9 protein-coding genes are annotated in these 14,224 nt (G+C 42.3%); 7 read left to right on the top strand and 2 right to left on the bottom strand.

Annotation, left to right across the window (positions count from 1 at the left end; translation table 11 throughout):
- Nucleotides 1–1,464, bottom strand: coding sequence for a tRNA (N6-isopentenyl adenosine(37)-C2)-methylthiotransferase MiaB (gene miaB / locus PY091_RS09110; protein WP_275649392.1), 1,464 nt, complete (start codon nt 1,462–1,464; stop codon nt 1–3).
- 131 nt (nt 1,465–1,595) lie between these two features.
- Between miaB and PY091_RS09115 the strand changes: the two genes are divergently transcribed.
- Nucleotides 1,596–2,324, top strand: coding sequence for a hypothetical protein (locus PY091_RS09115; protein ID WP_275649393.1), 729 nt, complete (start codon nt 1,596–1,598; stop codon nt 2,322–2,324).
- 62 nt (nt 2,325–2,386) lie between these two features.
- Here PY091_RS09115 and PY091_RS09120 read toward each other — a convergent pair whose 3' ends face one another.
- Nucleotides 2,387–5,524, bottom strand: a complete 3,138-nt coding sequence (locus PY091_RS09120; RefSeq protein ID WP_275649394.1) for a WD40/YVTN/BNR-like repeat-containing protein — start codon at nt 5,522–5,524, stop codon at nt 2,387–2,389.
- Nucleotides 5,525–5,712: 188 nt separating this feature from the next.
- On the opposite strand from PY091_RS09120, the gene topA reads away from it, so the two are divergent.
- The 6 genes from topA (at nt 5,713) to porN (ending at nt 14,166) form a co-directional block, all read left to right on the top strand.
- A complete protein-coding gene (gene topA, locus PY091_RS09125; protein WP_275649395.1) occupies nt 5,713–8,199 on the top strand; it encodes a type I DNA topoisomerase in 2,487 nt (828 codons plus the stop codon).
- A gap of 1 nt (nt 8,200) precedes the next feature.
- Nucleotides 8,201–9,358: a formimidoylglutamase gene (locus PY091_RS09130; protein ID WP_275649396.1), complete on the top strand. Its 1,158-nt coding sequence runs from the start codon at nt 8,201–8,203 to the stop codon at nt 9,356–9,358.
- Nucleotides 9,359–9,481: 123 nt separating this feature from the next.
- Nucleotides 9,482–10,858 (top strand): T9SS ring complex lipoprotein PorK/GldK, encoded by a 1,377-nt coding sequence (porK, locus tag PY091_RS09135; protein WP_275649397.1) that lies wholly within the window; start codon nt 9,482–9,484, stop codon nt 10,856–10,858.
- Nucleotides 10,859–10,941: 83 nt separating this feature from the next.
- On the top strand, nt 10,942–11,598 hold the full coding sequence (porL, locus tag PY091_RS09140) for a type IX secretion system motor protein PorL/GldL (protein ID WP_275649398.1): 657 nt from the start codon (nt 10,942–10,944) through the stop codon (nt 11,596–11,598).
- A gap of 67 nt (nt 11,599–11,665) precedes the next feature.
- Nucleotides 11,666–13,237, top strand: a complete 1,572-nt coding sequence (porM, locus tag PY091_RS09145) for a type IX secretion system motor protein PorM/GldM (protein ID WP_275649399.1) — start codon at nt 11,666–11,668, stop codon at nt 13,235–13,237.
- A gap of 26 nt (nt 13,238–13,263) precedes the next feature.
- The gene (gene porN / locus PY091_RS09150) at nt 13,264–14,166 is read left to right on the top strand and encodes a type IX secretion system ring subunit PorN/GldN (protein ID WP_275649400.1); all 903 of its coding nucleotides are present in this window, start codon (nt 13,264–13,266) and stop codon (nt 14,164–14,166) included.
- Nucleotides 14,167–14,224: the final 58 nt, after the last annotated feature.

The following is a 14,224-nucleotide window of genomic DNA, read 5'->3' on the forward strand; positions in this document are numbered from 1 at the left end:
TTAATTGTTCTTTGAATATTCGATAGCCTCCCCGATAAGAGTCGCCGAGGTGCATTCATTGATTTTTACGTTCACAAAATCGCCCACTTTGTAATTTTCCTTGGGAAAAATGACCACCGTGTTCTGCGAATTTCGTCCCATCCAATGGGCATCGGACCTTTTGGAAGGACCTTCGATGAGGACTTCTTCGGTTTTGCCCAAATGTTGTTGGGTACGGTAATGACTGTGCTGTTGTTGCAAGTCGATGATTTCGGTGAGTCGTCTTTTTTTGGTAGCCTCGGGAATATCGTCTTCCATTTTACGCTCTGCCAATGTCCCGGGTCTTTCCGAGTAGGCGAACATGAATCCAAAATCGTATTTCACGTATTCCATCAGACTTAAGGTATCCTTATGGTCTTCCTCTGTTTCCGTGGGGAAACCTGTGATCATATCTTGGCTTATTGCACAATCAGGAATAATTTTTTTGATGTTGTCTATTAACTCAAAATACTCTTCACGTGTGTGCAAGCGGTTCATCGCTTTTAAAATCCTATTACTTCCACTTTGTACGGGCAAGTGGATGTATTTACAAATATTCTGGTATTTGGCCATGGCCTCGATTACGTTCAAAGTCATGTCCTGTGGGTTGGAGGTAGAAAAACGAATTCGCATTTTTGGCTGGGCCTGTGCCACAAGTTCCAATAATCCTGCAAAGTTTACCGAGGTTGCCTTTTGCATATCGGAGGCCTTTTCAAAATCTTTTTTTAATCCACCACCATACCAAAGGTAGCTGTCCACATTTTGGCCCAAAAGTGTGATTTCCTTAAATCCTTTTTCCCATAGATCATTTACTTCTTGTAAAATGGACTGTGGGTCACGGCTACGCTCCCTTCCGCGAGTGAATGGAACCACGCAGAACGTGCACATGTTGTCGCACCCACGAGTAATGGAAACAAAGGCGGATACACCATTGGTGTTCAATCGCACGGGTGCTACATCACCATAAGTTTCATCTTTGGAGAGAATTACGTTTACGGCATTTCTGCCTTCGTCTATTTCTTGGATAAGGTTGGGAAGGTCTTTGTAGGCGTCCGGACCTACCACCATATCCACAATTTTCTCCTCTTCAAGGAATTTGCTTTTTAAACGTTCTGCCATACAGCCCAAAACACCAACTTTCATGTTGGGTTTGGATTTTTTGACGGCATTGAACTTTTCCAATCGTTTGCGAACGGTTTGTTCCGCCTTTTCACGAATGGAGCAAGTGTTTACCAAAACTAGGTCGGCATCGTCCAAGTTTTGTGTGGTGTTGAAACCTTCCTTGGCCAAAATGGACGCTACAATCTCGCTATCGGAAAAGTTCATCTGGCAGCCATAACTTTCTATATAAAGCTTTCGGCTGTTCTTTTCATTATTTTCCAGCGACAAGGTGCTTCCTTGTTGGCTTTCGTCTATTATTTTTTCTACGCTTTTTTCCTCTATCATAAATATTTCAATGGGGTGCAAAGATAGTGCTTATTACATTTTAGTGACAATATGGCAGTGTTTTTTAATAATAAATTGCGATATCCCCTGTTAGTGTTACCTTCAGGATTAAAAACTAAATTAATTAAGGGATGAATTTTACCAATATAACCGAAAGAATCAACCAAAGTGGGCCTATTGAGTTCGGTAGTATTTTTAATAACTCCGTGGAACTGTTCAAAAAAGTTTGGCTCCAAGGTTTTATAACTCTTGTGCTGACAATGGTGAGCATTCTTCCATTTTATCTGTTGTTCTATGCTCCACTGATCTCCTATGGGATTTCCGATCCAAATGCCTTTGAAAGTGAAGAGTTACCACCTGCCGTTGGAGGTGTTATGTTATTGATCATGCCGATTTTTATGACGGCCGTGATGATGGTCGCTATTTGTTTGAACGCAGGTTTTTTACGGATCTGTAAAAAATATGACCTGAATGAATCTGGTAAGGACGACTATTTTTATTTTTTTAAAAAGGAATATTTAGGAAAGGCCATAATCATGAGCCTAATCATATTTGGTCTATCCATTGTTGGGATGTTGACCTGTGGTCTGGGCCTTTTTTATTTAATGGTCCCCCTTTCGCTGTTTCCGGCATTTTTTGCATTTGATAAGGAACTTTCCGCTATTGAAATTATCAAGGCAAGTTTCTCACTTGGCCATAAAAACTGGTTGACCTTGTTTTTGTTGATCTTGGTATCCTCGTTGGCATCGCAACTTGGGGTTGTCTTATGTTTTATTGGTTTTTTCTTTACGGTAATGTTCAGTAAGATTCCCATATACTTTGTTTATAAGGATACCATTGGGATTTCCATGGATGTATAATTTATCCAATAAAAAAAGCGCCCTCACATCAAGGGCGCTTTTTTTTAGGTAGGGATCGACCACTATTCCATGGATATCATTTTGATTTTGTTCTGATCTGCTTTTTGGTTGATCAAAGTGGCTTGTTTTTCTACCAATGCATTAAGATCGTTGATCTCTTTATCCAGTTCCTTGGTGACTTCCACAAAAAATTCCTGGGCCTGCTTTGTGGGTCTTTGGTCCCCACGTTGTGAGTCGATCATTAAAAATGCCAATCTATTATTGATACGTATACCATAATTCAAAGGGTCTTGTCTGCTTTGGTTTTTTGTCATATGGATATTGTTCTCAATAATGGAAAGCTCCTTTTCAAAATCCTTAGCCAATTTTTGGATTTCTGGATTGTCCTTGGTTTTTTCCTTCAAATAGGCCAAATCCTTTTTAATGTTTCTGATGTTGATAATGGCATTGTTGGCACGGGATACCTGCTCACGGACCTTCATGACAAAATCAAATTGATCTTGGAAATCTTTCTGGCTGAGCGATACCCTTGGATCTTTTACAATGCTAAACGTCTGTTCCATGGAACTTCCATTAACGCTAAGGCGGGCCTTATAGGTACCTGGCACTGCTTTTGGTCCTATGTTCGGAGAAGAGTAAAATACCATTCCCTTGAACTCTTGATAGCCGGGATATCTCATGTTCCAAACAAATCGGTTACCACCTTCGGAAACCTTCAATTTTTGAGTGGAAGTCGGATTTAGCCTATCCGGTTTGGCATGGTTGGAAAAGGTTTGAATTACACTTCCATCTGTTTCCAAAATTTCCATGGTAACGGTATCGGTTTCCTTTAAACTTTTTAGGTAGTAGTTGATAATGGCGCCATCTGGGTGATTTTCACCAACCAATTTGGTGTTGGGCTCTTGCCAAGAACGTTCTTGGTACATCCTGTATGCCATATCGGGTTTGTACAGGTAAAAGTCACTGTTGGCGACTTCTTCGGACAGTTGGTGAAGTGGAGTTAGGTCATCTATCATCCAAAAACTTCTTCCGTGGGTAGCAACGATAAGGTCGTTGTCCCTAACATGTAGGTCACGAATAGCCGTAACAGGTAAATTCAATTGGAAAGGCGTCCAGTTGTTTCCGTCATCGAACGAAATGTACATGCCCCATTCAGTCCCTGCATACAGTAATCCTTTACGGACCTTGTCTGAACGAACCACACGGGTATAATAATTCTCATTGATACCATCCGTGATCAATTTCCATGATTGCCCATAATCTTCCGTTTTGTACAAGTATGGAGTATAATCCCCGAATTTGTAGGAGGTAGCGGCAACATAAACCGTACCTGGGTCGAATGCACTTGCGTCGATCGAGTTGATCATGTTCAACTTTGGTGACATGGAAGCAGGAGGGGTTACATCTTTCCAAGTGGTGCCATTGTCACGGGTCACATGTATCAGACCATCATCACTACCGGTCCAAATAACTCCTTTTTCGAGGATGGATTCTGTAATTACAAAGACATTGGAATAGAATTCTGCTCCGGTATTGTCCTGTGTAATGGGTCCTCCGGATGATTCTATGGTTTCCGGTATGCCTCTGGCCAATTCGGGAGAAATGGTTTTCCAAGATTGTCCTCCATCTGTGGTGGCATGTAAATAATTGGATCCGGCATAAAGTACATTGGAATCGTGTCGGCTAAAGGTCAACGGATAATTCCAGTTAAATCGGTATTTCATGACTTCCGCTCCGGAACCGGCAGGGTTGTCCGGCCACACATTGGTAGAGGTAGTCTGTCCAGTAGTATGGTCCAAACGGTTCATGTAACCTTTGTAGGTTCCTCCGTACACTATTTGATTGTTCTTTGGGTCTGGTGCCAAATGAGCACTTTCCCCTCCGGCAGTAACGTCCCAATCATCTTCCGTAATGGATGCTCCCGAGGAGCGGTGAGAAATTCTTAGTGCGGTATTGTCCTGTTGTGCCCCATAAATGCGGTATGGGAAAATGCTATCAGTGGCAATACGATAGAATTGCATGGTGGGTTGGTTAAAGTAAGTAGTCCAGTTGTTGCCACCATCGTTGGAAATTTGGGCACCTCCATCGTCTGCAATGATCATTCTTTGATTGTTGTTCGGATCGATCCAAAGATCGTGGTGGTCACTGTGTCCGGCCACTTTCAAGGTAAAGGTGTTCCCACCATCCGTGGAAACGCCGTAGCTCACATTCATGACCCAGACTTTATCCTTGTTCTGGCTATCGGCATAAATTCTGCTGTAATACCAGGCTCTTTGTCTCAATCCTCGGTTTTCGTTTACTTTTTTCCAAGTGGCTCCTGCGTCATCCGAACGGAAGACACCACCGTCTTCGGCCTCAATTATGGCAAAAACCCTATCGGAATCTACTGGGGAGACCGTAAGGCCTACAATTCCCCAAGGAAATCCGGGTAAACCGGAATTTTCGGAAATATCTTTCCAAGTGTCCCCTCCATCGGTACTTTTGAACATTTTGCTGTCTGGACCACCACTGTCCATTCGGTATCCATTTCGTTTCATTTGCCAGGTGGAGGCATAAAGAATTCTACTATTGTTAGGGTCCATTACAAGGTCGCCTGCACCGGCCTTGTCACTTACGTAAAGGATTTTTTCCCAGTTTTTTCCGCCATCTGTTGATCGGAAAACACCTCGTGTCTCGTTGGGTTTCCATAAATTTCCTATAGCAGCTACATAAACAATATCGGGGTTGTTTGGGTGAATCCTGATTCTGGCTATATGCTCAGAGTCCTTTAAGCCGATAAATTGCCAGGTCTCTCCAGCATCCATACTTTTCCAAAGGCCTTTACCCGAGGAAACATTTCCGCGAAGGGTTTGTTCACCTTCTCCCACATAAATAATATTAGGATCGGATTCCGCTACGGCAACGGCGCCAATGGAACCGCCAAAGTAGCCATCGGAAATACATTCCCATGAGTTACCGGCATCTGTGGTTCTCCATACACCTCCGCCAGCTGTACCCATATAATAAAGGTTGGGGTCGTTGGCAACACCGGTAACGGTGCCTGAACGTCCACCTCTGTGAGGACCTACCATGCGGTATTCCATACCATTATATAAGGACTCCTGAAATTGGGGAGAAGTGTTTTTATTCTTTTTTCGTTGTGCGTTCGAGGGATAGAAGCATAGCATCGCAAGTGCTATGATCAAATAACGGTTGGTCATTTTAGTTGGGTTATTGAGTTAGTCCCTCTAAAAATAACAATTATTTCATCCATGGTCATCAACCGTTAAATATTAATATGAGTTTCCAAATTTGTGAGATGGATTTTTGGGATTTTATGGCTAAATCAAAGTATGTAAATGCTGAAGTTTAAATTTTAATATACTTTTGTTGAGACAAAACCCAGTGCATGCCAAAGAATTTAGTTATTGTAGAGTCCCCCGCAAAGGCGAAGACCATTGAACGATTTCTAGGAAAAGAATTTCAAGTAGAGTCCAGTTTTGGACATATCGCCGACCTTCCTTCAAAGGAACTTGGTGTAGATGTTGAAAACGATTTTAAGCCAAAATATACGGTGGACAAGGAGAAAAAGGCCTTGGTCAAAAAACTCAAGGACTTGGCCAAAAAAGCGGAAACCATATGGCTTGCGAGTGATGAGGACCGCGAAGGAGAGGCTATATCTTGGCACTTGGCAGAAGAATTGGGATTGGACAAAAGCAAGACCAAAAGAATTGTATTCAACTCCATTACCAAATCCGCTATCCAAAAGGCGATAGAAAATCCAAGGGATATCAATTACAACTTGGTAAACGCACAACAGGCCCGTAGGGTATTGGACCGTTTGGTGGGTTATGAGCTCTCTCCGGTACTTTGGAAGAAAATAAAACCGGGACTTTCTGCAGGAAGGGTACAATCCGTTGCGGTACGCTTGATCGTGGAACGTGAAAGGGAAATTGAAGGGTTTACTCCTGAAGCATCTTTTAGGATCAAAGCGGAATTTAAAACAGATGACGGCAATACGTTTGATGCCAAACTGAATAAAACATTCCCGACGAAGGAATCTGCGGAGAATTTTTTGAAAGAAAATATAGGAGCCGATTTTTCGGTTTCAGATCTGGCAAAAAAGCCGGCCAAGAAATCACCTGCAGCACCATTTACAACTTCTACATTACAACAGGAAGCATCCAGAAAGCTTTATTTTTCAGTAAGTAGAACCATGCAGGTAGCACAGCGTTTGTACGAAGCAGGTCTTATTACCTACATGAGAACGGATAGTGTGAATCTGTCCAACGAAGCGATTGCAGCAGCAAAAGATGCCATATTGGAAAATTATGGTAAGGAGTACAGTCAAACCAGAAACTTTACGGGCAAATCCAAAGGAGCACAAGAAGCTCACGAGGCCATTCGTCCAACCGATATGAAATTACAGTCGCCCCAATTAGAGCGCGACCAAGCAAAATTATACGAACTGATTTGGAAACGTACCCTTGCTTCGCAGATGAGCGATGCCCAATTGGAACGTACCAATGTAAAAATCAAGGCGAGCACCCACAACGAGGAATTCTCTGCAAATGGGGAAGTAGTGAAGTTCGATGGTTTCCTTAAGGTATACTTGGAGGGAACCGATGATGAAGACGGCGAGGAGCAAGAGGGTATGTTGCCGGCTATGAGTATCGGGGAGCCGTTACAAAACGTATATATTTCGGCCACCGAAAGATTTACCAGACCTCCTTACCGATTTACGGAAGCTTCGTTGGTGAAAAAACTGGAAGAGTTGGGTATTGGTAGACCTTCTACATATGCACCGACCATTTCTACTATACAAAATAGGGGCTATGTCGAAAAAGGTACCGTTGAGGGGACCGAACGCAAATATGCCCAATTGGTACTCGAAAACGGAAACGTATCCGATAGCCAGCTTACCGAAACCGTAGGGTCGGAAAAAGGAAAGATCGTTCCAACGGATATTGGAATGATCGTAAACGACTTTTTGGTGACGCACTTTACGCAAATTCTCGATTATAATTTTACTGCGCAAGTAGAAGAAGATTTTGATGAAATTGCTTCCGGTGATGAGGATTGGCAAGAAATGATGAAAAATTTCTATAACGATTTTCATCCTAATGTGTTGGAAGTAGAAGAGAATGCCGAACGTGCGAGCGGGGAACGTGTACTGGGTACCGATCCTAAATCTGGCAGGCAAGTATCCGTAAGATTGGGCCGTTTTGGACCCATGGTACAAATTGGAACGGTGGACGATGAGGAAAAACCAGAATTCGCCAGTCTGTTGCCAGACCAATCCATTGGCACCATCACTTTTGAAGAGGCCATGACGCTTTTTGAACTTCCAAGAAAATTGGGTGTATACGAAGGTGAAGAAGTTGAGGCCAATGTTGGGCGTTATGGACCTTATGTTCGATTTGGGAAAAAATTCATTTCCTTGGACAAGGGCGAAAGTGCTTTTGATGTGGATATGGACCGCGCCATAGAATTGATCAAAGCAAAGCAAAAAGCCGATGCACCCATTGCTACATATGAAGGCAAGGAAGTGACCAAAGGTAAAGGCAGGTTCGGACCGTTTATCAAATGGGACGGCATGTTCATTAATGTGAACAAGAAATATGATTTTGATGATCTTTCCGAAGGGGATATCGCTGAGTTGATCGAGGCCAAAAAGAAGAAAGAAGCCGAAAAGCTGGTTCAAGAATGGCCCGAAGAAAAAATCAGGATAGAAAAAGCCCGTTGGGGAAGACACAATATAATAAAAGGTAGGGTCAAGGTAGAGCTTTCCAAGGATGTGGATGCCACAAAAATTACTTTGGAAGAAGCACAGGCCCTATTGGAAAAGAAAGCACCAAAGAAAAAAGCCAAGACAAAAGCAAAAGCTAAGAAATAGTATGGCCTTCGATTTTCTGGTTCCGGTCAAGGACAAGGTATTGGCACATTCCGAATTGTTGCCAGAACAAGCATTGGGAAAGAATATCCATATGCATACGGAGAAAGATGGGCTCCCGGTATTTGCCCATGCCGATGTTGCCATATTTGGCGTACTGGAATCCAGAAATGCTTTTGAGAAGAAACCAGAAAAACTTGATCTAGACGAGGTCCGCATACAGCTTTACCGTTTAATGATGGGCAATTGGAACTCCACCATCATTGATATTGGCGATGTGGAGGAAGGCGATACGGTCGAGGATACTTATTTTGTGGTAAAGGAAATCGTGGCCGGATTGCTCGAGGAAAACATTATTCCCATAGTATTGGGGCTTACCCAGGATATTACCTTTCCAACTTACCGTGCTTTTGATAAGATTAAGAATATGGTGAATCTAGTCTCCATCGATAGTCGTTTCGACTTTGGTGAGGACGATGAACTGATATCATCTCATTCTTATATGAGCAAGATAATCACGGACAAGCCGAATAACCTCTTCAATTTTTCCAATATAGGTTACCAGAGTTACTTCAATGCCCAAGAAGAGAAAGATCTTATGGAGCGGTTGTTCTTTGATGCCTATCGGTTGGGAGAGATAGTGGCCAATATAGAATTGGCCGAACCGGTATTGCGCAGTAGCGATATCGTAAGCTTGGACCTACGGGCCATAAGGGCCACCGAAATGGGCGGTTCCAGAAATTTCTCGCCCAATGGTTTTACCGGAAGGGAAATATGCGCCATAGCCCGATATGCCGGTATTAGTGATAAGGTTTCCCTTTTTGGTATCTACGAAGGGGAGAATTCCTATCAGGCATTCCAGATGATAGCACAGATCATTTGGTATTTTATAGAAGGGTTGAGCTTTAGAATAAAAGAGTACCCTAGCTCAAAGAGCGAAGACTTCACAAAGTTTACCGTGCCCACGGATACAGAGGAATTGGTCTTCTTCAAAAGCCATGTAACAGAAAGATGGTGGGTAGAAGTGCCAACAATTTTAGCTGAACATACTAAAACAAATTCGGTGGCGTTATTACCATGCACCGAAGAGGACTATTTGGATGCTTGCAACCAGAACATTCCTGAAAGGTGGTTCAAGGCCTATAGAAAAGGCCTGAACTAAATAAATTAATTTTTGATCATTAATTGTTTTTACACAATATTTCATTCAAAAATCAGTTTTGAGAATAATGAACCTGTGTAGCACAGTTATTTAAATCTTGAATCGAACAATTTAACCTAAAGTATGAGAAAGCTATTCTTGTCATCTCTAGCACTTGTTTTTTTGCTTACCAGTTGTGGCTCTAAATCGAGGTCAAAAGGTGAACTAGTTGGGGTCAGTGGAAAAAAATGGCATCCAGAAAAACCCTATGGAATGGAATTGATTCCCCGCGGCGCCTTTGTTATGGGTAAAGCCGAGGAGGATCAAGCAAAAGTATTGAACGCTCCCACAAGAACGGTTACCGTACGTTCCTTTTATATGGACGACACGGAAATCACCAATAGTGAGTATCGACAGTTTGTGGAGTGGGTCAAAGATTCCATAGTAAGAACAAGATTGGCCATTTTGGCCGATGAATTGGGCATTAGCCCGGAAGATGAAGGTATTGGGGAGTATGCTTTTAAAGATACCGATACTACCGAACTTTCCGTATACGATAAGTATATGCTCGATAACTATGCGGGTCTTGGAGACACCGGATACGAAGGAAGAGCGTTGAATAAGGATGTGGATTTGGTTTGGGATACGTCTGAGTACCCAGATGAATACTATGCCGAAGTAATGGATTCCATTTACCTTCCAGAGGAAGAAAGCTATAATGGCTTAAGAAGCATTGATGTGACCAAGCTCAAGTACAAATACAGCTGGATGGATATCGAAGCTGCTGCAAGGGCAAGGACCGGTAACAGAAAAGAGTTCATTAAGCAAGAGGAGTTGGAGATTTATCCCGATACAACCGTATGGATCAGAGATTTCGAATATAGCTACAATGAGCCGATGCACAACGATTACTTTTGGCACGATGCCTATAGTGATTACCCTGTTGTTGGTGTAAACTGGATGCAGGCCAAAGCTTTTTGCAACTGGAGGACAAAGTTTAAAAACGACGATCAAAAAAGTCGTGGAAAACAATTCGTGAACCAGTTTAGGTTACCTACCGAAGCCGAATGGGAATACGCAGCCCGCGGTGGAATCGAAGGTGGTAGCTATCCTTGGGGTGGTCCTTACGTAATCAGCGATACAGGTTGCTTTATGGCCAACTTTAAACCTCAGAGAGGGGATTATGCAGCGGATGCGGCATTGTATACCGTGGAGGCAAAATCTTTTGAGCCGAACGACTATAACCTATACAACATGGCCGGTAACGTGGCAGAATGGACGAATTCCAGCTTTGACCCAGGAGCATACGAATACTTGTCTACTATGAACCCGAACATTGGTTCGCAGGATAACAAAAGAAAAGTGATCCGTGGAGGTTCTTGGAAAGATGTGGCTTACTTCCTTCAAGTAAGTACAAGGGATTATGAATATCAGGATTCCGCAAGAAGCTATATCGGATTCAGAACCGTACAAGATTATATGGGAGAAGAAGATTCAACCAACGGTAGAAGCGGACTTTAATAAAAAAACGAGAGAACATTATATAAATAACAGAAGAGTAGTAACCAAATACTTATTTATATAACTTAATTAAAACTAGAATTATGGCACAGTCAAAATCAACAAAAAAGCTGTTTAACATGGCCTACGGGCTTGGAGCATCGGTAGTAATTATTGGTGCATTGTTCAAGATCCTTCACTGGGAGTTTGGACCACTTACCGGTGGACTTCTTCTTGCAGTTGGACTTATTACTGAAGCATTGATCTTTGCAATCTCCGCATTTGAACCAGTGGATGATGAATTCGATTGGTCTTTGGTATACCCGGAATTGGCAGGAGGTGAGGCAAATGCTTCCAGAAAACAAGAGGCTAAGGATGCTCAAGAAGCGGAAGGTCTTCTTTCCAAGAAATTGGATAGTCTTCTTAAAGAAGCCAAAATCGATTCAGATCTTTTTGCCAACTTAGGTGAGAGTATCAAGAGTTTTGAAGGTGCTGCCAAAAATATCACTCCTACAACAGATGCTATTCAGCACACTAAAAAGTACTCTGAGGAATTGTCTCACGCAGCAGCTCAAATGGAATCTTTGAACAGCTTGTACAAAGTACAATTGGAAAGTGCTAGCAGACAAGCTTCCATCAATGAGGAAGTAGTACAGAATGCAGGTGCATTGAAAGACCAAATGGAGTCTTTGGCAACTAACCTATCTTCTTTGAACGGAGTATACGGTGGTATGCTTACAGCCATGGGTGGAAAAAACTAATTAGAGGTTTTTAATCAACAGAAAACAAAACCAAATCAAATTAATTATTAAATCTAATTAGAAAAACATGGCAGGAGGAAAACAAACACCACGTCAGAAGATGATCAACCTCATGTACTTGATCTTCATCGCGATGTTGGCACTTAATATGAGCAAGGAAGTACTTGCGGCATTCGGACTTATGAACGAAAAGTTGGAAACTTCCAACACGAACATGGACTCCAACAACGCTAGTTTTTTCGCTAGCTTGGAGACCAAAGCTTCCGAAAATGCAGAAGAGTACGGTGAATTGTACGAAGATGCTCAGAAGGTAAAGGAACTTTCAGATGACTACTACAGCTATTTGGAAGGTTTGAAAAAAGAAATGACTGCGGACTTGGAAGACCCAAAAGACTACGTGGTTATGGATAAATCCGATTACTTGGACCAAAAATTCTTTCAAGGTGACAATTTGGGCCCAGAAGGAAAAAAGTTCATGGAATATATCGAAAATTACCGTGAAGGTGTGATCAATGCATTGCCAGAAGGTAAATTCGAATCTTTGAAATCAGCAGTTAAAACTCGTTTTGCAACTGGTGGTGAAGATGGTAAAGTTGAGAAAAGAGACGGTACACGTCAAGATTGGATCAACTATCACTACGAAGGATTCCCATTGGTGGCTTCTTTGACCAAGATGACCCAATTGCAAGCTGACATCAAAACTACCGAGCAAGAGGTATTGAAAACCCTATTGGAAGGTGAGTTGACAGAAGCTGTGTCCTTGACCAACTTTGCAAGTTCTTTGTCCGCTCCCAAAACCGCTTATTACGCAGGTGAAAAATATGATGGTAAAGTAATTGTTAGTAAAACTGACAAGACTTCCACTCCTGTAAAAGCTGAATTGACTTTGGACGGAAGACCATTGACAGAAGGTAAGGATTACGAATTGGAAGCTGGTGGTATCAAAATGTTGATCAGTGCCGGTACTCCAGGTGACCACACCATTAAAGGAACCATGACGTTTATGCAGGACGGTGAAGAGGTGCCAGTAGAAGTGAACAATACTTTTGCAACAATCTCCATGCCTAACGCAGCAGTAATTTCTGCTGATAAAATGAACGTGGTTTACCGAGGTGTTTCCAACCCAATGACGATTTCCATTCCTGGTATTCCTGATAATAAGGTAACTGCAAATGCTCCTGGTTTGAGCAGAAGAAGCGGAAGCCAGTACGTTATGAACCCAGGTACAGGAAGATCTGTGACCATTACAGCTTCTGGTACATTGCCAGATGGTAAAGGTATCTCTACCAAGTCTGAGTTCCGTATCAAGGATATTCCAAGACCAAGCGGTACTGTGCGTGGAGAGTCCGGTAGCATTAAAATGCCAAGAAACAACCTAGAGATTTCTACGGTTAGCGCTATGTTGGAAGACTTTGATTTTGACTTGAACCTTGCTGTTAGCGAGTTCAAATTTAAAGTGCCAGGTCAACCTACAGTAGTGGTTAAAGGCAACAAATTGGATGCAAGGGCCAAATCTGCACTTAAAAGAGCAGGTAGAGGAGAGTCCGTACAGATATTCGATATCCAAGCTTACATCACCAACAACAAGAGCTACAAGTTGAAAAAAGTATCTCCTGTAGTGGTTGAGCTTACAAACTAAGAAGTATAAAAAGTATACAAGTGATCATGAATTGGAAAAACGCATTATTAATTGGATTGCTGGGCATACTGCCAGTATCTATGATGGCTCAGGCAAATATTTTAAATGCCAAGTTGCCCGAAGATATCGGTAAGAAAACCCAAGCTCAAATTGAGTCGGATGCCGATGAACCGCTAGAGTACGGTTATGTGGATGATAGGGACATCCTATGGTCCAAGACCGTCTGGGAAATCGTTGATCTTGATGAGAGAGTTAACTTTCCATTATATTACCCGACCGATACCATTGGTATTGGAAAGGACAGAAGGTCGCTGTACCATGTTTTGATGAAAAACATCAAAAATGGAAACCTTACCGAGGTTTATACAGATTCCTACTTTACCGAAAAAAGGAAGTTGGAAGACCTTTCTGCAACCTTGAGCAAAGTCGATACCACAGATTTAGGGTACGAACAATTGAATGCTGGAGAGCAGGTTTCCCCAGAGTTTATCAACAAAAGGGATCTGACTGCAGCTGATATTGAGGAGTACCGTATAAAAGGAATCTGGTATTTCGACAAGCGTCAAGGAGAACTTAAGTATCGTTTATTGGGGATTGCACCTGTTGCTCCTGATGTGAACTTCATCGATGATGAGTCCATTGATCCGGGAGAGAACAAAGTTGAATTGTTCTGGATTTGGTACCCTGCGGCACGTAAAATTTTACACGATGCCAAGGTGTACAACCAACGCAACTCCGCAAGACCAATTTCTTTTGATATGTTATTGAACGCACGTCGATTCAATGGTGTTATCTATAAAGAGGAGAACGTACACGAAGATCGTGAGATAAGCGATTATATTTTCGATAATGCATTGTTCCAATTATTGGAGGCCCAAAGAATAAAAGAGGGTATCCGAGACAGGGAGCAGGATATGTGGGCTTATTAAGAGTTCATAGAATATTTCCAATTCAATAAAGTAAAACGCCGCACTTAGTGCGGCGTTT

This window comes from Flagellimonas okinawensis, assembly GCF_029194005.1.
Taxonomy (GTDB): Bacteria; Bacteroidota; Bacteroidia; order Flavobacteriales; family Flavobacteriaceae; genus Flagellimonas; species Flagellimonas okinawensis.

What these genes read in the sequence shown, in the direction of transcription:
- miaB (WP_275649392.1), bottom strand. Translation starts at nt 1,464, where the DNA reads ATGATAGAGGAAAAAAGCGTAGAAAAAATAATAGACGAAAGCCAACAA.
- PY091_RS09115 (WP_275649393.1), top strand. Translation starts at nt 1,596, where the DNA reads ATGAATTTTACCAATATAACCGAAAGAATCAACCAAAGTGGGCCTATT.
- PY091_RS09120 (WP_275649394.1), bottom strand. Translation starts at nt 5,524, where the DNA reads ATGACCAACCGTTATTTGATCATAGCACTTGCGATGCTATGCTTCTAT.
- topA (WP_275649395.1), top strand. Translation starts at nt 5,713, where the DNA reads ATGCCAAAGAATTTAGTTATTGTAGAGTCCCCCGCAAAGGCGAAGACC.
- PY091_RS09130 (WP_275649396.1), top strand. Translation starts at nt 8,201, where the DNA reads ATGGCCTTCGATTTTCTGGTTCCGGTCAAGGACAAGGTATTGGCACAT.
- porK (WP_275649397.1), top strand. Translation starts at nt 9,482, where the DNA reads ATGAGAAAGCTATTCTTGTCATCTCTAGCACTTGTTTTTTTGCTTACC.
- porL (WP_275649398.1), top strand. Translation starts at nt 10,942, where the DNA reads ATGGCACAGTCAAAATCAACAAAAAAGCTGTTTAACATGGCCTACGGG.
- porM (WP_275649399.1), top strand. Translation starts at nt 11,666, where the DNA reads ATGGCAGGAGGAAAACAAACACCACGTCAGAAGATGATCAACCTCATG.
- porN (WP_275649400.1), top strand. Translation starts at nt 13,264, where the DNA reads ATGAATTGGAAAAACGCATTATTAATTGGATTGCTGGGCATACTGCCA.